The following is a 22,055-nucleotide window of genomic DNA, read 5'->3' as shown; positions in this document are numbered from 1 at the left end:
GGACGCACCATCTGCGAATCCCCCCCGGGCAAAGTTCGCCAACGGAACCGACCTTTTTAACCCGTATTTCGCATCCCGGCGGCAATCCCATTAATCGTCAACAACGCCCCCCGCAACAACTCACTTTTGCTGTAACGAGAGGACAAACCCACCGGCTGGGGTTGCCGTAACCGCTTGAGCAGAGACACCTGCAAAAATCCCAAGGGCACAATCGTCCCATTCCGCAACTGCACCGACTGCTGTAAATTCACATCCTCATCCAACAGCCGTTCCCGCCGGGTAATCGTCAAAACCATCTCCCGGGTGCGCTGATATTCCTCAGTAATTTGGGTAAAAATTGGCTCAAACCGGGGCTTATCCTGGGGTTGCGCCAACTGCTCTAAATAGTGGTGCGCCATCTTCAAATCCACCTTCGCCAGGGTCATTTCCGCCTTGGAAATCACCATCCGAAAAAACGGCCACTTGGCATGAAAATAACACAGCAATTTCAAATGTTCCTCCGGGTTCTGGGCAACAAATTCCGCCAAAGCCGTTCCCAACCCATACCAGGCGGGCAGTAACAGGCGCATTTGCGTCCAGCTAAACACCCAAGGAATCGCCCGTAAACTGGCAAAATCCCGTTTCCCCTTGCGGCGGGATGGGCGAGAACTAATCTGCAATTGGCTGATTTCCTCAATCGGCGTGACCTGATGGAAAAAATCTAAAAAATCCGGGTGTTCATAAATCAATTGGCGATAGTGTTGCCGGGAACGCTGTGCCAACTCGTCCATAATTTCATGCCAGGGGGTAATTTCATCAAACCCCAACTTCAAAGAACTGGCTTGGAGTACCGCCGTACTGACATTTTCCAGATTAAATAAACACAATTCCGGCAGGGAATACTTGGAAGCCAGCACCTCCCCCTGCTCCGTAATTTTGATCCGCCCGTTGACCGTATCCCCCGGTTGCGCCAGGATTGCCTCATAGGTGGGTCCCCCCCCCCGCCCGACGGAACCCCCCCGCCCGTGAAAAAAGCGCAGGGTCACCCCGTACTGCGCCGCCACCCGTTGCAATGCCCTCTGCGCCTTGTAAATCTCCCAATTGCTACTGAGAAACCCCGAGTCCTTATTGCTATCCGAATAGCCCAACATCACCTCCTGCAACGGCTCCCGCTCCTGCGCCAAATACTGCTGATACCAGGGCAGACGGAACAACTGCTCCATCACCTGGGGCGAGCGTTGCAAGTCCTCCACCGTCTCAAACAGGGGCACCACCTGCACCGAACTGCGATGGGTCACCGGGTCGTAAATTTGGGCTTCCTTAAGCAACAGCCACACCTCCAGCAGATCGCTCAAGGCATGACTCATGCTGATAATGTACGTCTCGCAAATCTCCCTGCCAAATTCCTGTTGCAACCGTGCCACCATCTGCACCGTGGCTACCGTCTCCTGGGTCGCCTCCGAAAGCGGTAACCGGGCAGGAATCAAGGGACGGCGAGTTTGCAATTCCCCCAACAACCAGGCACACCGCTCCGCCTCCCCCAACTCCAGATAATCCTGGGGCAAAACCTGCACATACCGGGCAATCTCCGCCAACGCCTGCTCATGGCGGCTACTCTCCTGGCGAATGTCCAACCGTGCCAAAATAAACCCAAACGTCGCCACCTGGATCAGCAGATGCTCCAACGCCCGGCAGGTCAAGCCACTCGCCTGCAAACTGCGCTGGATCAGGTTCAGTTCCTGCAAAAATTCCGCCCCCGTAGCGTAATACACCAGCCCCCCCGGCAGGACACAATCCGGGTGGGTCATCTGCTGGTTGCGCTGTAAGGTATTCTGCAACCGCTGGCGCATATACGCCAACTTCAACCGATACGGCTCCTGCCGATAGCGAATCGCATACTGGTCATACACCTCCGGCATTTGCAACTTGTCCTGCTCCAAAGACTCCAACAACTCCGGTAGCACATTGCTCCAATGCAGGGACAGGCTAAGCAAACTGGTAAGTTTTTCTATAGATTGTAAGTATTTTTTTAATACGATACTGCGTTGGAATACCGCCGTTTGCCAGGTCACTTGGGGGGTCACCGAGGGATTGCCGTCCCGATCCGCCCCCACCCAGGAACCAAACTGGCAAAAATCCAGCTTCGGCGGGCGTAGATGGGGAAACACGGCGTGCAAGGACTGGCGAAACCGTTCATGCAATAGCGGTACCGCATCAAACAGCACCTCCTGGAAATAGTGCAGGGTGTAGTCCACCTCATCCAACACCGTCGGCTTGATCTGGTGCAATTCATCCGTGCGCCACCAGAGGCGAATTTCCTCCAATAATTCCGCTTTCACCGCCTCCACTTCCCACAGCGCCGTCACCCCCTTTTCCAAACCCGCTTCCGTCCAGTCCAATTTCGCCAACAGATGCCCGATCCGCCGTTGCCGGTCCCGGATCGTATGGCGCACAATTTCCGTCGGGTGGGCGGTAAACACCAGGCGAATTTCCATCTGGTCAATCACGCTTTGAATCCGACCCGGGGGCACATTGATCCGCTTCAGGTGGGGAAACAGCCAGCGCAAACTGCCCACTTCCTCCGGGGGTGCCAGGGATTGTTCCAAATAGGACCAGGTGGGGGGCGCATGACCATTGCCGCTGGTTGCCGGAAGTTTCTGCCGCCGTTTTTTCTCACATTGTTCGTGGTATTGCTCGACGATATTAATTAATTGAAAATACAAAGCAAACGCCCGGGTCGCCCGGATCGCCGCATTCAAATCTAACTTTTCCACCAAAGCCGCCGCCTCCGCACTGGCGACACTCTGCGCCTTCCCCTCCAACAGACACACGGACTGCAACTGGCGCAGTAAATCCACCAAATGCTGCCCACCTTCCTGCTGGAGTACCGATGCCAACAGGGATTCAATCAAACCCAGATGGCGCATCCCGACCACCGGTACCACATCCGCCGATTCCACCAGACTGGCACTCAACAGCGTACTCATCTTTCAGACTCCTGTAGGATTGCCGCCTATCCTCAGCCCCTAGCCACGGCAAGGCTCTAACGAAGCTATTCTCCAGTCGGTGCGGGCAACACGGGTAACCGTTCCCCCCGAAACACCTCTTGCGCCCAAATCCCCAGCGTTTGATTCACCTGTTGCCACCCTGCCCCCAGAAGTACCACCGCCAACATGGGCACAGTACAAACGCTCAGAGCGCAACGGGTCATGGGTAACGACAAGGCGTGACGATAACCCTAATTATACGCAAAGGGGGCAATTTCCCCAAATAGATTCGCTGAGATGGTTAGATAGTTCTCGCCCGATGGCCTAATCTCCCCGACACAATCAGGTCAGACGGGCGCATGGATTGGCTGTGTCTGCTCAATGGATAGGGATGGCTGATGAGCCTTATATAGCAATCCTAAATGAGAATAGAACGAGGTGAGTATTGGTTTAGGGGAGAGTTTCACTTTACTAATCACAATGCCCTGTTATTTGGCACAATCGGTACCATCACCCTCGGTATTGTCGGCTATACATTTGGTCTTAGTTTTTTTGGTATGGTCGTGGGGCTTCTATTTGGGCTGTTCTCACCAGCGGGTTTGGCGTGTTATCAACATTATTTTATCCTACGAATTGTATTGTGGGGGTATGGGTATATGCCCTGGAATTATGCACAGTTTATGAACTATGGAACCCAGCTAACGTTTCTCCAAAAAGTGGGAGGAGGTTATATTTTTATTCACCGTTATCTCCTGGAGTTTTTTGCTCACAAATATATCAAATGCAACAAGCAGAGAACCTAAGAATAATCAGAGCCTAACTTCTTTCAAATCAAGCTAAGAACTGGTAGTTATTATCATTTTCACTTGTGTCGAAAACATAACCACCTGATCCCAACTTATGAGAACATGAATGGCAGTTTCCCCTTGCTTGCGAAACTGTCCATGCGTGGACTACTCCTACCAGGAATTTGTTTGGCACTTGGTCTGGCACTCTGGGCGACGAGTTTGGATGGCACACTCATGGTTCAGGGCTTCCAGGTCGAGGTGCGCCCCCATCACACCCTGGTCGGACGGCTCTATCGCCCAGTCGGGAGGGAGCGGGTGCCTGGTCTTGTCCTTTGCCACGGGGTTAATTCCAGTAAAGACACCTTGGCACCTCTAGCACGGGAATTTGCTCGCCGGGGTATGGCGGCAGTGGTGTTTGATTTTGGCGGTTATGGACGCTCCGACTGGCGACCGAATTCCCTGACCGCTAACTATGAGGAAGCCACCCGCATCCTTACTTGGCTTGCCCAACAACCGGGGATTGACCCGCAACGATTGGGAGTCATGGGGCATTCGATGGGTGGCACAACCGCTTTGGCTCTTGCCCAGGCGCACCCCAGCATCCGCACCACGCTCTTGCTGTCTATGGCAGGTGCTGCCAGCCCTACCCACCCCGCCAATCTCCTGCTGGCAACGGGTATGTATGAGGAATTAAATCCAGTACCAGCGATGCAGACCCTCTTTGCCGAGACGAATGCCCGCCATGAGACCGCCCCGTTTGTTGTCCTGGGGGACTTTCAGAGAGGAACTGCCCGGTCGCTGGTGGTCTCGGCTACCACTGACCACGCCCTGGCTCCCTACGATGCCCATTTGCAATTGGCGATGGTGCATTGGGCAGAACAATCCTTTGGTTTACCCGTCACTGCCTTGCCACTGGTCTCCCAACCATTGGTGATGGGGTGGGTATTCGGTGGTGTCGGTTTTCTGGGATTGTTACTCCTAGGGTACACCCAGCTTTTGAAGCGGTATGGGCGACTTGCCCCCCTCATATCCAGTGTGAGTCTGGTCACGATGTACTGGCTGGGTCGCCACAGTTTTGGTTCTGGGATGGCAATTGCCGGATTCGTCCCCCTACTCATCGCCCATTACAATCAACGCCAGCCCACACCTGGGAGTGCCAGTCTTAGGGGATTGCTGGGATATATCACCCTTGGCTACGGGCTATTTCTCTTGGCTCTGGTTGTCAACGCTATCACTGCTGGTTCGATTGGGGCATTCCCCAGTGGGATTTGGGGGCTTCCCAGCTTGGCATTTAATTTGCCCTTTGGCTTAATTTATGACCGATTTCACCTACTACGCTACAGTGCTGATTCATGGGTAGGTTTCTGCTTAATCACTTCCGTATTACTCCTGGAGATGCGCTTTCGTGGCACCATACTTCATCAGATGGGTCACTATGCCAATAAAATGTTGGGAATCATCCGACAACCTATTGTCTGGCAGTGGCAACGCATCTCTCGCAAGACTCTAATTTTGTTGGTGGTCTTAGTAGTTCTCTGGATTGCTGTCTTAGTTTGGCAACAACAACAAGGAATTTTGACTTGGGATTCCGTAGGCTATGCGATGCGACTGATTAGCGTATTTATTATTTTCCCAGTACTTGTAGGGATTGGGCTGATTCGGTCTCGCTTTTGGAAATTGTAGCGTATTTCAGATGATGTATGGCAAACAGAGATTTATAATTGAGAGTTTCAATTTTAGAGAGTTTCACTTTACTAATGTTGGCATGGGACATAATCTTAGCAAACTTCTCTCCCTGAAAGGATTTTGGGCGTTGATCACCATACGACATCATTACTTACTTGAAACTCTCAAAAATAGACTGTTCTCATTTAGGATTGCTATATATATCTGACTCGTGAGAAAGCACGATATAGTTGAAAGAGCTTGTTAAAGAGAACTTTTATTTATTTGAACCAATCATCAATCCCATCGTGGGAATGCCCATAGTATCCAGAAACCAGGGCGGGGGTACCCCCCTGCGACCGCTAACTTTGAATTGATAGAGGTGCCCTATAGCCATCCCAAATGATTCATGGGATGAATAAAGCTACTGGCAACCAAAACAGATTTATGTACTCTAATCCTTGGCTCTCTGGTGATTCAATTTTTACTCATAATTCAGGTGAGATTACCGTACAAGTGCATCAACAAGCACCTTAAGTTTAAGTTAAATAAATCCAATAATTAAGCCAATCATGGTAACCACGGACAGGCTCCCAGGTCACAGCGGGCGGTTTGGGGACGGGTGGCTCCTGGGGTCTTACGGCTGTGATCTGGTGGTGATCTGGCGCTGCGCCGGAACTTTTAACCTCGGATGGAAGCCGCCAGCGGGTGAGGATTTGCCATTTCTGGGGATTTCATCGTAAATAGTATCATTGAGGACAAAATCCATCCCTAGAGAGAGCCACGTATGACCCACCCTACTGCTCCGGTTGTTTTGGTGATTTTGGATGGTTGGGGTTATCGGGAAAACCCGAGGGCGAATGCCATTGCCAGTGCCACAACTCCCGTGATGGATAGCCTGTGGCGGGTGTATCCCCACACCTTGATTCAAGCGTCGGGGCGGGATGTGGGTTTACCAGCCGGGCAAATGGGCAATTCCGAGGTGGGGCATTTGAATCTGGGGGCGGGTCGGGTCATCCCCCAGGAATTTGTGCGTATTTCCGATGCCGCCGCTGAGGGGGAGCTTTTGCGCCACCCGGTTTTGCTGGCAATGGCGGAGCGGGTGCGGGTGCGGGGCGGCAATCTGCATCTGGTGGGGCTGTGTTCCACCGGAGGGGTGCATTCCCATCTGGATCACCTGTTGGCACTGCTGGATTTTGCCAAGGCGCAGGGTTTTGACCAGGTGTGCGTCCATGCCATCACGGACGGGCGGGACACCTTGACCACCTCCGGGCAGGAGTACTTGCAGACCATTCAGGATTATTTAACCCATTTGGGCATCGGCAAAATTGCCACGGTCAGCGGTCGGTACTATGCGATGGACCGGGACAAGCGGTGGGAGCGCATTCAGCAGGCCTATGCAGTCATGACCACGGATGGGGCGGGCAAAGGCATCCCGGCGGTGGAATTATTAACCACCTGTTATGCAGAGGGGGTGACGGACGAATTTATCCCACCGGTGCGGTTGACCCCTGGGGCGATTCGCAGTGGGGATGGGGTAATTTTTTACAATTTCCGTCCCGACCGGATGCGGCAGTTGGTGCGGGCGTTTGTGGACCCCCAATTCCAGGGGTTTGAGCGGCCCTATGTAACCCCCTTAGATGTGGTCACCTTTACGGAATACGACCCCAGCCTCGGGGTGCCAATGGTCTTTCCCCCCCAAAGTTTTGCCAACCTCCTGGGGGAAGTGGTTGCCAACCACGGGCTAAAGCAGTTGCGTGCCGCCGAAACGGAAAAATACGCCCATGTGACCTACTTTTTCAACGGCGGTCGGGAACAGCCATTCCCTGGGGAGGAACGGGTGATGATTCCCAGCCCCCAAGTCCCCACCTATGACCAGGCACCCGCCATGTCTGCCCAGGCCGTCACCGATGCCGTTATCCATGCCCTGGAGTCCCGGGCGTACCAATTGATTGTGGTCAACTATGCCAATCCCGATATGGTCGGCCATACGGGGCAAATGCCCGCCGCCATCACCGCCATTGAAACGGTGGATCACTGCTTGGGACAACTGCTTGCCAGCGCCAGCCAAGTCGGGGCAACCGTGCTGATCACCGCCGACCACGGCAACGCCGAAACCATGCAGGATGAGGCAGGCAACCCCTGGACCGCCCACACCACCAACCCCGTACCCTTTATTTTGGTCGAGGGGGAAGGGGCAAAAATTCCGGGGCATGGGGGGGACGTGCACCTGCGGACGGGGGGACGCTTAGCGGATGTGGCGCCCACGATTTTGGAAATTTTACGATTGCCCCAACCAGCGGACATGACTGGCCAATCCCTGATTGCCCCGGCGGCCTACGAGATTATCCCTGAACCGGAATTGATGGCTGGGCAAACCAGCTGAAAAACTCCTGCACGTAGGGACGTAGCTCCGGTTCCAGGTAATAGAAACTTTCCCCCCGGTCGGTAAATTCCCAAAAATCCTCCGTGGTGGCTAACAATTCCTCACAAATAATCTGCACCCGGGTGTAGGGTTCGTGGTGCATATCCTGGAAAATTAAATCCGCCAATTCCCGATCCCCTCGGCTGAGGTAATAGGCCGCCAATTTCACCTGGGATTTCCGCACCCCCCGAGAAGATTGTTCCTGCTGTTCGCTCTCCGGGTCATGGTCAATTTTTAAGAAAATATCTAACAAATTCCGATGCACCTCATCCCCCAAATTTGAGCAGGTTTGCACCAAATGCCCCAAATCATAGGCAAAGGTTTCGCATAAAAAATAAAGATTGGTTTTGTATGCAATAATACTGTAGTAACGAAAATGGTGGCCGATTTCTAACGCCGTTTCATCAAAACCTTGTAAGAGGGCTTCTTCCGCCAATAAACGATATTGTTTAATAATATTATATCCAGCCCGAATATCCCGTTGATTGATCACCAAACGCAGATAGGTATTAAAAAATTTCACCGTCAAATGAATCATATAGGTATGTCCCAAATCCAGAGCCTGTTCTCCAATCTCCCGGGTGCAAATGCCTACCAGGGTACAGGTTTCCGCTGAGACCAATAGGGAATTGGTCAATATCCCTTGATACTGGCGGAAAATCTTTACTTCCAACCAAATTTTTTGAGCCTCAATTTCCCGCAGTTTCATGGCATCCACCGAGACAAATTCTGAATCTTTATATACGGGTGGCGTCAGGCGGAACCAGAGTTCTGGCAGTTGGGATTTATATTCCCCATAAAAGACCGCCAAATTCCGTAAACTCTCCAAACATCCCAAGATGATTGCCTGATCCCGCTGTTGAATGGCACTGATGGCAATGGAGCGAAATTCCCCCAATGCGGATAAACAAATGCGGTGAACCTGTTGAATATGCATCGGGGATTCGGAGGGTTCAAACCGTTGCATGATTCCCTGTCGCACTTGCCGTTCTAAATTTTGGATGATCGAATTCGGTTGCAGAAAATCTAGCACAAAAATAAAATAGGGAATCAAAATAATAAATGCCATACTTCCCAGGATTAAATTAATCACTACTAATGCTAAGGGAATGGGGTGAAATGCAAAGGCTAACGTTGTCCAAACGCTAATTAAATTGGCAATAATTAAAAATAAAATCGTTAACAAATTGGTGCGTTCCCGCAGGAATAATTCTGTCACTTTGGGGCTAAACCGTTCCGCACTCAACTGGACGACAATTGCCACCGCCGAGATGGTAAATCCCAACACCCCCGCCAACACTTCCGCCAAGGTCGCCACAAATCCCGCCAAGGCTTCCGTCGTTTGAATTTTGGGCGTGATCCAGCGTGTCCCCGGCCCCACCACCCAGAGGCTAATCACCACCAACCCCACGAAAACCGCCACCCGCCGACTCAGTACGGACCATTTCATCCGAGATTGCCTCCAAGCCCTGTTGTTTATCAAAAAACGTGGGTCTAAAACCCCGCCTAATGCCTCCGGCACGGCTACGCCTAGGAAGGCGGCTTTTGCTATACTAAAATCAGAGGCGAGGGTAATCAACCTCTCTAAAAACCCGATAGCCTAACGGCTAAAAAAACAACCAAGGTTTTTGGTTAGTTCAACGGTACCTTAGGGCATAAGGGAACCGCCATTGCTTCACAACACTTTGTGAACGCAAGAGGGAACGCTTGGGGAGAGTTTGACCGCTACTTTGAGCAATGAGAATTGTTTTCAACAAGTCATCTCGTTGAACCAAGAATCTTCGCACCTTTAGGTCGGGGAGTGTCAAATATCACGCTCTGTCGAGGTCAAACCTACGGACGGGAATTTTTACTGATTAAAACTAACAAAAAACGCTAGGGCGATCTCTGTCGTGGTTTGTTAGCGTTATATCTTTACGAATATGGCAATCACATTTGCATTGTGAATAATAGTTTTATAATTAAAATCTTAAGGGCACCTCTATAAATTCAGAGTTAGCCCCGCCCTTGGTTCTAAAGAGTTTTTGTACGCCTACGGCACGCAAGCTAACGTTAATCAAATAGGATTGCCATAACCCCAATTAATGAATCTCCTACTGCATGGAGCGGTTGAGGACTTGATGGAGTCGCTCCACCACTGGCACCACTGGGATGTTGGGGTCATTGAAAACGGTTTGAGCCGTCAGGGGTGCCCGTCCATAAAATTCTTCGGTGCGATCCCGGTTATAGGAAATTTTGTTCCCAGAGAGGCTGACCCCAGCGAATAGACCAGCACTGCGGGAATAGGCAAAAATATCGTTATTTCCCGGTGCATCCGTAGGCATGACCGCATTACTCCCCACGGGTCCGGCGGCAACCCCCACATCCCCCCCCAAATTAAAAGACTGGCGCAGGAGCGTACGCACCGCCCGTTGGTTCATAAAGACCAGGACAATGTCCGAGGACTTTGCCCCCACTTGCAGTCCGAAACTACCCCCGGAAAGGTTGACAAAAATGGGATTGCTCCAACGGCCTTTTTCATCTTTGACGGTAATAATGCCCTCCCCTCCCGTGCCGCCAAAAATAAACCCAGCGGTGGTGACATTCGGGATAATGGCAATTCCCTGGGCTTGGCGCATGACACTCCTGGGAATCCGTTGGTTGGGATTCGCCATGAACGAAGCGAAGGTATCGGCGGCATTTTGGATTTGCTCTTCCCCATCCTGTGCATAGGCTGGTACAGCCATAGTGATGACAACGGCGGGAATCAAACCCATCAGCATCCCATAACGCATCCCATTCACTCCCAAAGTAACGGCGGTAGTTTTTTACTGTACCACCCCTGAGACGGTGGCGACCCCGGTGTGGGTTCCCGGTCAGGAAGGGAAAAGCAAGCCGGGGGAATGGGCACCCATAGGTAAGTCATGCCGAATCATACCAATGGTCATTTGAAAATTTCTTCATCAATAGGTAGTTAACTTTAGGGCACCTCTATCAATTCCAAGTTAGCGGTCGCAGGGGGGCACCCCCGCCTTTGGTTCTGGGTAATATTGGTATGCCAAGGATGAGATTTATGGCTACGCCACGCAGACTATGGGTTGGCTTAAATAAATAGAGATGCCCTATCTAATCATCGGGGCATTCATCCGCTAAGATGCCTGTAACGTGCCCCCCGGTTGGATCACCAACCACCGCCCCCGCCAGTACACCCGTTGCCCCCACGCTCCCGCCAGCCATACCCCAAAACTCAACACATCCCGCAGGGGCAATGCCCACAACCAGGGATACAACCCCGGACAACGGAAGGTGTGGATGGCTATCCCCGCCTGGGCCACCCGGAGGCTATACAAGACCAACACCAGCAGTACCGACCAGACAGCCAACCCGGTGGTCAGCAGGAGCACGCCCCCGTAAATCAACCCAAACGTTGCCCCCAAGCCATAGTATTGGGCACCCCGATTGAGGCGAATGGTTCTCGCCCAACGCAATTCCCGCTGTAACACCTGGGGTACGGATTCCCGCCCACAACAGTTATCCAGGATGTAGCCGGACAATTCCACCCGAAATCCCGCCCGGCGCGCCAACCGTCCCATGTGGAAATCCGAACCAATCCGATTCACCACCTGCTCTAAACCACCCCACGCCCGTACCACCTCCTTACGGGTGGCAATGGTCGGCCCCAGGGCAAACCGCAACCCCCCGTCCAACGCCCGCCCCAGCAGAAAAGCGGGGAGAAATTCCACACACCGGTTCAGGGATGCCAGAGCCGCCCCCAAAAAGCGGGGATGATGATCCATATAGCCGCAGGTCACTAGACCAATTTCGGGCAATTGTAACGGAGTCGTTACACTGGTTAAATAATCCGGGGTCACCCGAATATCACTGTCGGCAAAAACGATGGTTTCATAACGGGCAACATCCAACAGGTGCATGAGATTACTAATTTGATAGTTGATACCGTGAATCTGCAAACAATAAATCAGGCGCACATGATCATAGCTGTTTAATAACTCTTGAAGCGTAGGAACCGCTAGATCATCAGGTTCCATCACCCCAAAAATGACCTCGTATTGGGGATGATTTTGTTGACAGAAGGAACGCCAATTGGTCGCCGCATCTTCATCCAAGCCCCGCACAGGAATCAGGAGGGAAACCCCACCGGGATCAACCATTGGGTAACTTTGGTGACATTCCTGGGCAAATTGGCGCACCACCACCCCCGTCATTACATAAAATATTGCACTACAAATGACTAACAAAACTAGCACAGATTGAATTGCAAGGAGAGCCATATTCACGGGCAAAGGGGCGGATCGAGTTTACCCTAACATAAGACCCCCGGGCAATGATCCACAGAAGGGGAATTTCATGATAGGGTGAGAGCGTTGACTATAAGGATTTATTTCATGACCACTGCCGCAGAGACACGTTTGCCCCTGGATTGGGTAACCATTATCTTCATGGGAGGGATTCACTTGGGTGCCCTGGTCGCCTTGGTGCCGGGGATGACCAATTGGAGTGCGATTGGGGTGATGCTGGTGCTGCACTGGGTGACCGCCGGGTTGGGCATTACCTTGGGATTTCATCGTTTGGTGACCCATCGCAGTTTTCAAACCCCCAAATGGTTGGAGTATTTTTTGGTTTTTTGTGGCACTTTAGCCTGTCAAGGGGGACCCATTGATTGGGTGGGTTTGCATCGGATTCATCATCTGCACTCGGATCAGCCGGGGGATCCCCATGATTCCAACCGGGGGTTTTGGTGGAGCCATTTGGGCTGGATGTTGCACCATATTCCCGCCGATGCGGATGTGGAAAAATACACCAAAGATATTAATACGGACCCCGTTTACTTATTTATGCAGAATTGGATGCTGGGGATTCAGGTGGCATTTGGTTTATTGCTGTTGGCTCTAGGGGGCTGGCCTTGGGTGATTTGGGGCATTTTTGTGCGTTTGGTTTTGGTGTATCACTGCACTTGGTTGGTGAATAGTGCGACCCATCAGTTTGGCTACCGTTCCCATGAATCCGGGGATCGTTCCACGAATTGTTGGTGGGTGGCGCTGTTGTCCTACGGGGAGGGCTGGCACAATAACCACCATGCCTATCCCCATTCCGCCCGGCACGGTCTGCGCTGGTGGGAGATTGATGCGACTTGGATGACGGTGTGGCTGTTGCAGAAGTTGGGGCTGGCGACCAAAGTACGTTTGGCGAATGAGTCCTCTTGACGGGGCTTGGCGGTGGTTGCATCGCCTGCGGGCGGGGATTTTTGGGGTAGTGATTGTCGCTTTCTTCCTGCCTTTTGTAACTTTGTCCTGCACGGTGCAACCCCTGCAAACCCAAATCTCCGGTATCCAACTGATAACCGGCACTCAACCTAGTCCTAGCCCGACCAGCATCCCTCAAATTCAACCGCAACCGGCGGCGGGGGTGGCTTTCACGGCGGCTTGGGTGGGGTTGACCACCAGTTTTCTCCCCTCCCGCTGGGGATTGTGGTTACCAGTGGGTTCCGGGGCGGTGGGCGGCACCCTGTTGCTGATGCTCAAATCCCGCTTTGACCAGCGGGTGGCGACGGAGGGGGCGGGGGTACTGCGGTTGGAGTATCACCCGGGTTTTTGGTTGGCGGTCGGGGGATTTCTGGTAGGCTATCTGGTAAATTGCCTGCTGATCAACCGCAGTCGGAGTTAGTACGATGCACGTCCTGTCCCTGCCCACTTGGATGATCCACATCGCCAGTGTGTTGGAATGGAGCGTAGCGATGTATTTATTTTGGCAGTACGGTTGGCGCCGGATCACCTGGGCAATGATTCCCGCTTTGGGCAGTGCCCTCTGTGCGATTACCTGGCATTTTTTTGACAATGACCCCCACCTGGATTGGTTGGTGACCTGGCAAGCGGGGTTAACCCTGGTGGGGAATATTGCCCTCTGGTGGGCGGCTTGGGGGCTAATGCGGGTGGCGAAACCATGACCGAGAGCCTGTTGTTTGGGTTGTCCCTGTTTCCCTACCTGGGTTTTCTCTGGTGTTTGTGGCGGGCGCAGGCACCCCGGGGGATTCTCCTGGGGTTTGGGTTGACCCTGCTGTTTGTGGCAATTACCATTCCGGCGGGGATTGTGGCACAGCGGTTCTACGGGCAGACTTTGGCGAATGTGGATGTCCTGCACGGAGCGGCGGAACTTTGGCTGACGGTGGCAAATTTGACCCTGGTGTTGGGGGTACGGCGGGCACTTCAGCATAAGATCAAAAATCACACCGCTGAGGAATTGTAAACATGACGGGTAAGGTGTTGGTCACAGGGGTGGCGGGTTTTATTGGGTTTCATTTTGCCCAGGCATTATTGGCACAAGGGCGGTCGGTGGTGGGTTTGGATAATCTCAATCCCTACTATGCGGTGCAATTAAAACAGGATCGTTTGCATCAATTAAAAAATCATCCTAACTTTATTTTTCTCCTGTTAGATGTGGCTGACCGTCAGGGTATGGAGCAATTGTTTGCCGAACATCCACCGGAAATTGTGGTGCATCTAGCCGCCCAAGCGGGGGTGCGTTATTCCCTCGACCATCCCCATACCTACGTGGAAAGCAATGTGGTGGGTTTTTTGCATATTTTAGAAGGGTGTCGGCAGTATGGGGTGAAACATTTGGTTTTTGCCTCCTCTAGTTCCGTGTATGGATTAAATACAAAAATGCCTTTTTCCGTGCAAGATAACGTGGATCATCCCATTAGTTTGTATGCGGCTACCAAAAAATCCAATGAACTGATGGCACATACCTACAGTTATTTGTTTCATATCCCCACCACCGGACTGCGATTTTTCACCGTTTATGGACCCTGGGGACGACCGGACATGGCTTTATTTAAGTTTACCCAAGCCATTTTAGAACAGCGTCCCATTCAGGTCTATAACCACGGTAAAATGCAACGGGATTTTACTTATATTGATGACATTGTGGCGGGAATGTTAGGGGTTTTAGAACATATCCCCACGCCCCAAGCGAATATACATTTACACCCAGGGATCAGCACTGCCCCCTACCGTTTATATAATATCGGCAACCATCGCCCCGTGCAGTTACTCGATTTTATTCAGGTTTTAGAATCAGCCTTAGGGTGTCCAGCCATCAAGGAATTTTTGCCCATGCAACCGGGGGATGTGCCAGCTACCTATGCGGACATTGAGGATTTAACCAACGCTGTGGGATTTGTACCGCAAACGCCCATTGAGGTAGGAATTCCCCGATTCGTCGCCTGGTATCGAGATTACTACCACATTACCTAATGAGCAACCCTAAAAATTACCAATTAAATGACCAATTAACGATCCCAGGGGGTAGGTTCCCAACTTGGTTCTTCTAACTACAAGGTTTCCTAAAAGATGATTTTTTATCACTGTAAATTAATCGAGGTGTCGTAATGTATATTTGCTTTTTGGTCACCCGGGGGGATGCGATTGGCGGGGCACAAATTCACGTCAAAGATTTAGCCCAACAGTTAGGGCAACAGGGGCATCAGGTGGGAGTGATTTCCGGGGCAGGGGAACCTTTGCAAAATCTATTAAAAAACTATCGAATCCCCCATTATATTATTCCCGAATTGGTGCGTCCCATTGATTTCATAAAAGATGCCCAAGCCCTCGTAAAACTCCATCAATTACTTGGTGACTTGCGACCGGATTTAGTCTCGATTCATTCTAGTAAAGCGGGTATTTTGGGGCGTTTAGTTTGCTATCAACAAAAAATTCCTTTTGTTTTTACGGTACATGGTTGGTCCTTTGCCACTCCCGGCTGGACAGCTTTTGTTTATCAAGTTTTAGAACGAATCTTTGCGACGATTACCCCCCAAATTATTTGTGTTGCCGAAACCATCCGCCAACAGGGGATAAAATTAGGTTTACCACCAGAAAAATTAGTCACGATTTACAATGCCATGCCGGATATTCATCCCGAATTGATGGCACAACCGGATCAGGGTCAGCCGGTACGGATTATCATGGTCGGGCGTTTAGAACCCCAAAAAGCTCAGGCGGATTTACTGCGGGCAGTGGCAGTTTTACAACCACCGGATGTACGGGTAGATTTGGTGGGGGATGGTCCTTTATTAACCTCATTAAAACAGTTGGTTGACCAGTTAAATTTAACTGCACGAGTAACTTTTTGGGGCTATCGCAGTGATGTTGCCAATTTGCTGGCTCAAGCCCATATTTTTGCCTTGATTTCCCATTGGGAGGCTTTTCCCCGTTCGACCTTAGAAGCGATGCGGGCGGGTTTGCCGGTGATTGTTGCCGATGTGGGGGGTGCCGCCGAAGCGGTTATTCCCGGGGTGACGGGCTATGTGGTGCCCCCAGGCGATCAGGCACAATTGGTGACTTGCCTCCAGCGACTGGTGGCTGACCCGGCACAACGGCGACTCCTTGGACAGGCGGGGCGACAACGTTATGAGAAATATTTCACGTTTGAACGATTGCTACGGGAAACTTTAGCGGTCTATGGGCGGGTTTGTTCCAGATGATTTGAGGTAGGGATGACTGATGGGAACCTCTATTTATTTGAACCTTATTTGAACCAATCATAAATCCCATCGTGGGAATGCCCATATTAGCCAGAACCAAGGACGGGGCTAACTTTGAATTGATAGAGGTGCCCTGATGGTTGACTTCTAAAAATCTTCGCTCTCATCTGGGGGGACAATCACCTCTCCCTGGAAAAAGTCCGCCAACCGTCGGGCGGCTATCATGACCCCATCCTCGCTGGGAATGGTAGATAAAGACGGGCGTTCTGGGGGCGTGGCTGGAACCGGTGTCTGAACTGAGGAATGATGGGCATTGCTATTACTATTATTATTACTGTTATTACTAACCGTATTGCTAACCGGCGAATCGCTTATGGGGGGAGCGTTTCCCTTGGGTACCGTCAGCGTAATTGTAATGGGTTGGGCAAGCACCTTCTGGAAAGCCGCCTGCACCTCCTTGATTTTCCCTTCAGCATTTCGCAGTAAGGCTGGAGTTTTGAGCGCAATTTCAGCGTGTTGGTTTTCTAATTTCACCAGGCTCGCTTCTTGAAATAGGGAACGGGCAGGCGGTTTTTTGATATGTGCTACCACCTGTGCCCAAAGGGTGGCTAAATCCGGCATTTCTGAAGTAGTCCCGGTTGCCGTTGGGGATGAATTTACTGCTGGTTTAGCCGAAGCAATTGCCGCAGATAGTGATTGAATCTCGGAACTCGGTGAAGTTGTTGCCGCTGGAGATGAATTAATTGTTGAACTGGGTGAAGCTGTTGCGGGTTGCGATGATTTAACTACCGGAGTAGGCGTAGGCGTTGGCAGTGGTGATGAAGCGATTGCCGGAGCAGGTGATGCCTTAGCAATTAGAGATGAATTATTTGCCGAAGCAGGCGAAGGTATTGCCGGTTCAGATGAATTAATCGCCGGAGTAGATGAAGTGATTGCCGGAGCGGGTGAAGCCTTAGCTATTGAAGATGAATTTATTGCTGAAGCAGGCGCAGGTGTTGCGGAGGCGGTTTTCTCCTGCCACAGATGCCACCATCCCAACAACGTCACCTCCAACCATAGATGGGGCTGGGTCGTATGGCGAAGCTGAGGTTCGCTTTGGCGCAAATACTCCTGGGCGTGGAGCAAATCCGTCGCCGTGATCCGTTCCCCCAAGGTCTGCCAAGCCTGCCAGGTATCCGCCATCAGGGTCGTCAAATGCCGTTCCTGCGGGGCAGTGAGGGCGATCAACCCATCCCGCACAAACCCCACCAGTTGTTGGTACAGTTGCAGGGGTTCCCAGCCCCGTTCCAGCAGTGCCCGCCCCCGTTGCAACACCGCCATCAAAGGTTCGGTATAAATCCCCTGTACTAACTCCAACAAATCCCGTTCCGGCACCCGTCCCGCCAACTGCCACACCTGTTCCGGCTGAATCGGCGGCGGCAGTAAACTGAGTTGATCCAGCAGGCTTTCCGCATCCCGCATCCCCCCCTGTGCCAACTGCGCCACCAAGGTCAACGCCGCCGGGGTAATCTCAATCCCCTCCTGCTCGGCAATCTGGCGCAAATGGGCTTCCATGTCCGCCTGGGCAATGCGGCGAAAATCAAACCGCTGACACCGGGAAATAATCGTAGCAGGCACCCGTTGGGGGTCGGTCGTCGCCAGGATAAACACCACCCGCTCCGGCGGTTCCTCCAGGGTTTTTAACAGGGCATTAAACGCCGCCCCGGAGAGCATATGGCATTCGTCAATGATAAAGACTTTGTACCGGGCTTGGACGGGGGCAAACTGCGCCCGCTCGATCATCTCCCGCACATTGTCCACCCCCGTATGGCTGGCGGCATCAATCTCGATGATGTCCAGGGCATTCCCCTGGGTAATGGCTTGGCAGAGGGCGCAGACCCCGCAGGGTTCCGGAGTGGGTTGGTTCGTACTTTGGCAGTTCAATGCCTTGGCGAGAATCCGGGCGGAGGAGGTTTTCCCCGTACCCCTGGGCCCCGTGAACATATAGGCTGGGGCAATCCGTCCCGTGCGTACCCCGTTACTCAGGGTGGTGGCGATGACCGCCTGACCCACCAATTGCTGAAAGGTCTGGGGGCGGTATTTGTGATGTAAGGGAATGTACACAGCCAGTGCCCGGAAGTAATCCCATTATCTCAAGGGCTGGGTTTTACGGATACGGGGACAGGTACAGGTTGCGCCACTGGGGTTTGCAAGCGATGCCGTTGGTTAATCAACGTAATGCTGATCAGGGTCAAAATCACGCCGCTCAACTGCCAAAGGGTCAGGGTTTCGCCCAAAAACAACGCCCCAAAGGTGAGGGCAAACACCGGCGTTAAAAACGTTAATGCACTCAAGCTGGTGAGGTTCCCCTGGGCGGCGAGGTAGAAAAACAACCCGTAGGAAGCGGCACTGCCCAACACCGCACTGTACGCCATGCCCAGCCAGCCCCAGGCGTTCACCTGGCTCCACGCCGCCCCTTCCCACAGCCCGGACAGCGCCAGTAGGGGAATGCCCCCCAACACCAGATGCCAGCCCGTCGCCACCAGGGGGTCAACCCAACGGCTCAACCAGCGCATCATCACCGTCCCCAATGCCATCGCCACCGCCGCCAACAACATCCACCATTCCCCATGTCCCGCCACCTGCGCCCAATAGTCCCCCAGATGCGCCCATTCCTGGGGAGGCAGGGCAATCATACCAATCCCCGTCAAACCCAGAGCCAATCCCAGCCAGCCCCACAGACCAATCACTTCCCCGTACAGCCACCAGGCTAACAGTGCCACCACCAACGGTTGGGAATCAATCATCACCGAACCCAACCCCGCCTGAGTCCGTGCCAACCCAGTAACCAAAAACCCCTGAAACAAGGTGCCATCCACCAACGCAAACAGGAGAATTGCGCCCCACGCCCGCCAGGAACGGGGTTGCGAACGTCCCAGCACCACCGCCGCCGCCAACACCAACAGCCCCGCCGGGATCAAACGAAACGCCCCCAAAAACAGGGGAGCCGTCTGGGGTAGGATCGCCTTCATGACGATCATGGCTGTACCCCAAAAGAAAAATGGACTGACCAACCACAGGGGATGCATAGGCAAAGGTTTACGAACGTTGAGCCAATGAAATAATTATTCCTATCGTAACCCAGTGTAAACTTTTGCAAACAGATTTCTCCCCTATGGTCAAAATTTTGCACATCCAACGGGCGGGTGCCATCGCCGGGGCGGAAAACCACCTGCTCCAGCTACTGCCGGGGTTGCGCCAGCGGGGTTATGACGTAACTTTTTTAGCCCTCACCAAACCCCAGGAAGCCCCCAGCCCCTTTACCCAAGCCCTCCACAGCCGGGGTGTGCCCGTGATTGACCAGCGGGTAGCGTCGGAATGGCAACCGGAAATTCTCCCCCAATTAGTACATATCCTGCGCCAGGGGAATTATGACATTGTGCATACCCATTTACTCTATGCCGACCTGTATGGGGGGTTAGCCGCCCGGTGTCTCCCCGGCGTGAAAGTCCTGTGTACCCGGCACAACGATAACCGGTATCGCCAGCGGTGGCCCATGCGTCCCCTGATCACCTGGAATACCCGTTGGTTTCACCATGTGATCGCCATTTCTGAACATATCAAGCGGTTTAACCAGTACTACCAGCGGGTGCCGGAGGATAAAATCACCGTGATTCCCTACGGCTATGACCCGCCGGTTCGGGAAGCCCCGATTCCTCCCAAACCCTCTGGCACATTGACCCTGGGGATGGTCGGGCGGTTGGTGCCCCAAAAGTCCCACGCCACCGCCATACAGGCATTACCAATCATCTTAAAAAGTGTTCCCCAGGTGCGGTTAGTCATTCTGGGGGATGGCCCGCTACGTCAGGAATTAACCACCCTAGCCGACCAATTACATCTCACTGCCTATGTGGAATTTTGGGGCTATCAATCCCAAGCCGTCGAATGGATGCGGCAGTTTGACCTGCTGATCCACCCTTCCCAACATGAGGGTTTTGGCCTGGTTTTGTTGGAAGCGATGGCCGCCCGCCTACCGATTGTCGCCACCCGGGTCAGTGCCATTCCCGAAATTGTCATAGACGGCGAAACCGGGTTACTCATTCCCCCCAACGACCCGCCCGCCCTAGCGCAAGCAGTGGTGCAGTTACTAACCAACCCGGAACAACGTGCCCGCATGGGTGCCGCCGGTTACGCCCGCTTGGTGCAGGAATTTACCGTCGCCAAAATGGTGGAGCGCACAGCCAACCTATATCAATCGTTGCTATCTAAGGCTTGACGCAACTGCTGGCAAAAGGTTTGCACCGCCGGGATGCCCTGTTCATACAACCGCTGGACAAACGCACTGCCAACGATCACCCCATCCGCACCCCAATCCCGAATTTGTTGCGCCTGTTCCGGCTGGGACACCCCAAACCCCACCCCAATCGGTTTCTCCGTGACCTGATGCAGTTGGCGCAGTAGATGGGGAATTTTCTCCGACACCGCCTGTCGTGCCCCCGTCACCCCCGTCACACTGACCAGATACACAAACCCCTGGGATTGTCGAGCAATGGCTGCCAACCGCTCCGGGGGACTGGTGGGAGCCGCCAGCAGGGTAAGTTCGACCCCGTAATCCTGGGCAGGCTGGGCGAGAACGTGGGCTTCCTCCAGGGGCAAATCCGGCACCACCAACCCCCGCACCCCCGCCTGGGCAATGTCTTTTAGGAAGGGTTCCACGCCCCGGTTGAGAATGGGATTGTAATAACTAAATAAAACAATCGGGGCAGTGATTTGACCAGACAAAGTATGTACTAATTCTAAAACCTGCGTCAGGGTGGTTCCCCGTTTGAGGGCACGGGTAGCGGCCGCTTGGATCACAGAACCATCCGCCAGGGGGTCGGAATAGGGCACCCCCAGTTCGATAATGTCGGCTCCGGCGTGCGCCAGGGTGAGCAAGGCTTGGGCAGTGGTGGCTAAATCCGGGTCACCGGCGGTAATGAAGGGAATCAGGGCGCACCGGGATTGGGCTTGCAGTCGGCGAAATTGCTCAGAAATGGCAATTGGCATGGGGAAACAACGACAAAGGGGCTGAGGCACTATTAAATCATGGCTGGTTGTGAAAAAATCATCACCCTAAATCTCCCCCGGTGATTCTTCAAAAATGATTTCCTCGTAAATTTGCTCAACCGGCACCCGTAAATTGATACTTTGAAATTCCACCGTATCTCCCGCCCGATAGCTCAAAATTAACCAATCCCCCGCCTGATTTTTGTGATAAATATCAATTGCCATCTCTTCAGAACTGACTAAAACATAATCAATTAAGTTAGGATTGCGGCGGTATCTCGCAAACTTTTTACCCCGGTCGTAGGCTTCGGTAGTTGGGGACAAGACCTCCACAATCAAACAGGGATAAGTGATATACAAAGAATGCTCCCTATCTCGGGGGTCGCAAGTCACGCTCAAATCAGGATAGGTATAGTTGGACGTGTAAAGAATGTTAACCTTCAAATCGGAGTTAAAAACACGACAAGGTTTTCCTCGCAAATATCCTCTGATTAAACTGGCAAGATTTAATTTAATCGCACTATGATTTTGAGTGCCACCGGTCATGGCATACACTCGACCATTGATTAACTCATATTTTTCTAACTGCTGTGCTTCCCAAGCAAAATACTCCTCTGGCGAAAAATAGTGATCCTTATTGGGTACGGCGATCATAGCTAGGGCACCTCTAATTACTGGTAATTTTAGTGGTAATTATAGAGAAT

At 52.6% G+C, this 22,055-nt stretch carries 18 protein-coding genes; 9 read left to right on the top strand and 9 right to left on the bottom strand.

What is annotated here, in order from left to right; translation table 11 throughout:
- Positions 1 to 56: 56 nt before the first annotated feature.
- Together ppc and MLD66_RS00905 are read right to left on the bottom strand one after the other, a co-directional pair.
- Positions 57 to 2,906: a phosphoenolpyruvate carboxylase gene (ppc, locus tag MLD66_RS00910; RefSeq protein WP_339397019.1), complete on the bottom strand. Its 2,850-nt coding sequence runs from the start codon at positions 2,904 to 2,906 to the stop codon at positions 57 to 59.
- Between the two features lie 125 nt (positions 2,907 to 3,031).
- The gene (locus MLD66_RS00905) at positions 3,032 to 3,190 is read right to left on the bottom strand and encodes a hypothetical protein (RefSeq protein ID WP_157776164.1); all 159 of its coding nucleotides are present in this window, start codon (positions 3,188 to 3,190) and stop codon (positions 3,032 to 3,034) included.
- A 720-nt stretch (positions 3,191 to 3,910) separates the two neighbouring features.
- Between MLD66_RS00905 and MLD66_RS00900 the strand changes: the two genes are divergently transcribed.
- Together MLD66_RS00900 and gpmI are read left to right on the top strand one after the other, a co-directional pair.
- Complete coding sequence (locus MLD66_RS00900; protein WP_247215069.1) at positions 3,911 to 5,437, top strand: alpha/beta hydrolase; 1,527 nt, start codon at positions 3,911 to 3,913, stop codon at positions 5,435 to 5,437.
- A 769-nt stretch (positions 5,438 to 6,206) separates the two neighbouring features.
- Positions 6,207 to 7,805 carry a 2,3-bisphosphoglycerate-independent phosphoglycerate mutase gene (gpmI, locus tag MLD66_RS00895; RefSeq protein ID WP_247215068.1) on the top strand — a complete coding sequence of 533 codons (1,599 nt, stop codon included), beginning with the start codon at positions 6,207 to 6,209 and terminating at the stop codon, positions 7,803 to 7,805.
- Here the strand turns inward: gpmI and MLD66_RS00890 are convergent.
- From MLD66_RS00890 to MLD66_RS00880, 3 genes are all read right to left on the bottom strand, one after another.
- On the bottom strand, positions 7,765 to 9,294 hold the full coding sequence (locus MLD66_RS00890; protein WP_247215067.1) for a DUF2254 family protein: 1,530 nt from the start codon (positions 9,292 to 9,294) through the stop codon (positions 7,765 to 7,767). The genes gpmI and MLD66_RS00890 overlap by 41 nt on opposite strands.
- A gap of 643 nt (positions 9,295 to 9,937) precedes the next feature.
- Positions 9,938 to 10,618, bottom strand: a complete 681-nt coding sequence (locus MLD66_RS00885; RefSeq protein ID WP_247218875.1) for a lipid-binding SYLF domain-containing protein — start codon at positions 10,616 to 10,618, stop codon at positions 9,938 to 9,940.
- 354 nt (positions 10,619 to 10,972) lie between these two features.
- Positions 10,973 to 12,049: a glycosyltransferase gene (locus tag MLD66_RS00880; protein WP_247215066.1), complete on the bottom strand. Its 1,077-nt coding sequence runs from the start codon at positions 12,047 to 12,049 to the stop codon at positions 10,973 to 10,975.
- A 180-nt stretch (positions 12,050 to 12,229) separates the two neighbouring features.
- Between MLD66_RS00880 and MLD66_RS00875 the strand changes: the two genes are divergently transcribed.
- The 6 genes from MLD66_RS00875 (at position 12,230) to MLD66_RS00850 (ending at position 16,326) form a co-directional block, all read left to right on the top strand.
- A complete protein-coding gene (locus tag MLD66_RS00875) occupies positions 12,230 to 13,048 on the top strand; it encodes a fatty acid desaturase (protein WP_247215065.1) in 819 nt (272 codons plus the stop codon).
- On the top strand, positions 13,035 to 13,508 hold the full coding sequence (locus tag MLD66_RS00870) for a hypothetical protein (RefSeq protein ID WP_247215064.1): 474 nt from the start codon (positions 13,035 to 13,037) through the stop codon (positions 13,506 to 13,508). The genes MLD66_RS00875 and MLD66_RS00870 overlap by 14 nt, the downstream gene beginning before the upstream one ends.
- A gap of 4 nt (positions 13,509 to 13,512) precedes the next feature.
- The gene (locus tag MLD66_RS00865) at positions 13,513 to 13,788 is read left to right on the top strand and encodes a DUF2499 domain-containing protein (protein WP_247215063.1); all 276 of its coding nucleotides are present in this window, start codon (positions 13,513 to 13,515) and stop codon (positions 13,786 to 13,788) included.
- A complete protein-coding gene (locus tag MLD66_RS00860) occupies positions 13,785 to 14,087 on the top strand; it encodes a DUF3593 domain-containing protein (RefSeq protein WP_247215062.1) in 303 nt (100 codons plus the stop codon). The genes MLD66_RS00865 and MLD66_RS00860 overlap by 4 nt, the downstream gene beginning before the upstream one ends.
- Positions 14,088 to 14,089: 2 nt before the next feature.
- Positions 14,090 to 15,097, top strand: a complete 1,008-nt coding sequence (locus tag MLD66_RS00855) for an NAD-dependent epimerase (protein ID WP_247215061.1) — start codon at positions 14,090 to 14,092, stop codon at positions 15,095 to 15,097.
- A 134-nt stretch (positions 15,098 to 15,231) separates the two neighbouring features.
- Positions 15,232 to 16,326: a glycosyltransferase family 4 protein gene (locus MLD66_RS00850; protein ID WP_247215060.1), complete on the top strand. Its 1,095-nt coding sequence runs from the start codon at positions 15,232 to 15,234 to the stop codon at positions 16,324 to 16,326.
- Between the two features lie 147 nt (positions 16,327 to 16,473).
- On the opposite strand, the gene MLD66_RS00845 is transcribed toward MLD66_RS00850, so the two are convergent.
- Positions 16,474 to 18,429 (bottom strand): DNA polymerase III subunit gamma/tau, encoded by a 1,956-nt coding sequence (locus MLD66_RS00845; protein WP_247215059.1) that lies wholly within the window; start codon positions 18,427 to 18,429, stop codon positions 16,474 to 16,476.
- A 29-nt stretch (positions 18,430 to 18,458) separates the two neighbouring features.
- Positions 18,459 to 19,394 carry a DMT family transporter gene (locus tag MLD66_RS00840; protein ID WP_247218873.1) on the bottom strand — a complete coding sequence of 312 codons (936 nt, stop codon included), beginning with the start codon at positions 19,392 to 19,394 and terminating at the stop codon, positions 18,459 to 18,461.
- Positions 19,395 to 19,480: 86 nt separating this feature from the next.
- On the opposite strand from MLD66_RS00840, the gene MLD66_RS00835 reads away from it, so the two are divergent.
- Positions 19,481 to 20,581, top strand: coding sequence for a glycosyltransferase family 4 protein (locus tag MLD66_RS00835; protein ID WP_247215058.1), 1,101 nt, complete (start codon positions 19,481 to 19,483; stop codon positions 20,579 to 20,581).
- Here MLD66_RS00835 and trpA read toward each other — a convergent pair.
- Both trpA and MLD66_RS00825 read right to left on the bottom strand, forming a co-directional pair.
- A complete protein-coding gene (gene trpA, locus MLD66_RS00830; RefSeq protein ID WP_247215057.1) occupies positions 20,557 to 21,351 on the bottom strand; it encodes a tryptophan synthase subunit alpha in 795 nt (264 codons plus the stop codon). The genes MLD66_RS00835 and trpA overlap by 25 nt on opposite strands.
- 66 nt (positions 21,352 to 21,417) lie before the next feature.
- The gene (locus MLD66_RS00825) at positions 21,418 to 22,005 is read right to left on the bottom strand and encodes a Uma2 family endonuclease (protein ID WP_247215056.1); all 588 of its coding nucleotides are present in this window, start codon (positions 22,003 to 22,005) and stop codon (positions 21,418 to 21,420) included.
- Positions 22,006 to 22,055: the final 50 nt, after the last annotated feature.

The organism is Synechococcus sp. C9 (genome assembly GCF_022984075.1).
GTDB lineage: Bacteria > Cyanobacteriota > Cyanobacteriia > Gloeomargaritales > Gloeomargaritaceae > Gloeomargarita.
Note: the sequence above shows the minus strand (reverse complement) of the source record. Positions and strands in the feature narration are given on the sequence as shown.

Bases quoted from the DNA above. Each gene is read 5' to 3' on its own strand.
- ppc (WP_339397019.1), bottom strand. From the start codon at position 2,906: ATGCGCCATCTGGGTTTGATTGAATCCCTGTTGGCATCGGTACTCCAG.
- MLD66_RS00905 (WP_157776164.1), bottom strand. From the start codon at position 3,190: ATGACCCGTTGCGCTCTGAGCGTTTGTACTGTGCCCATGTTGGCGGTG.
- MLD66_RS00900 (WP_247215069.1), top strand. From the start codon at position 3,911: ATGCGTGGACTACTCCTACCAGGAATTTGTTTGGCACTTGGTCTGGCA.
- gpmI (WP_247215068.1), top strand. From the start codon at position 6,207: ATGACCCACCCTACTGCTCCGGTTGTTTTGGTGATTTTGGATGGTTGG.
- MLD66_RS00890 (WP_247215067.1), bottom strand. From the start codon at position 9,294: ATGAAATGGTCCGTACTGAGTCGGCGGGTGGCGGTTTTCGTGGGGTTG.
- MLD66_RS00885 (WP_247218875.1), bottom strand. From the start codon at position 10,618: ATGCGTTATGGGATGCTGATGGGTTTGATTCCCGCCGTTGTCATCACT.
- MLD66_RS00880 (WP_247215066.1), bottom strand. From the start codon at position 12,049: ATGACGGGGGTGGTGGTGCGCCAATTTGCCCAGGAATGTCACCAAAGT.
- MLD66_RS00875 (WP_247215065.1), top strand. From the start codon at position 12,230: ATGACCACTGCCGCAGAGACACGTTTGCCCCTGGATTGGGTAACCATT.
- MLD66_RS00870 (WP_247215064.1), top strand. From the start codon at position 13,035: ATGAGTCCTCTTGACGGGGCTTGGCGGTGGTTGCATCGCCTGCGGGCG.
- MLD66_RS00865 (WP_247215063.1), top strand. From the start codon at position 13,513: ATGCACGTCCTGTCCCTGCCCACTTGGATGATCCACATCGCCAGTGTG.
- MLD66_RS00860 (WP_247215062.1), top strand. From the start codon at position 13,785: ATGACCGAGAGCCTGTTGTTTGGGTTGTCCCTGTTTCCCTACCTGGGT.
- MLD66_RS00855 (WP_247215061.1), top strand. From the start codon at position 14,090: ATGACGGGTAAGGTGTTGGTCACAGGGGTGGCGGGTTTTATTGGGTTT.
- MLD66_RS00850 (WP_247215060.1), top strand. From the start codon at position 15,232: ATGTATATTTGCTTTTTGGTCACCCGGGGGGATGCGATTGGCGGGGCA.
- MLD66_RS00840 (WP_247218873.1), bottom strand. From the start codon at position 19,394: ATGCATCCCCTGTGGTTGGTCAGTCCATTTTTCTTTTGGGGTACAGCC.
- MLD66_RS00835 (WP_247215058.1), top strand. From the start codon at position 19,481: ATGGTCAAAATTTTGCACATCCAACGGGCGGGTGCCATCGCCGGGGCG.
- trpA (WP_247215057.1), bottom strand. From the start codon at position 21,351: ATGCCAATTGCCATTTCTGAGCAATTTCGCCGACTGCAAGCCCAATCC.
- MLD66_RS00825 (WP_247215056.1), bottom strand. From the start codon at position 22,005: ATGATCGCCGTACCCAATAAGGATCACTATTTTTCGCCAGAGGAGTAT.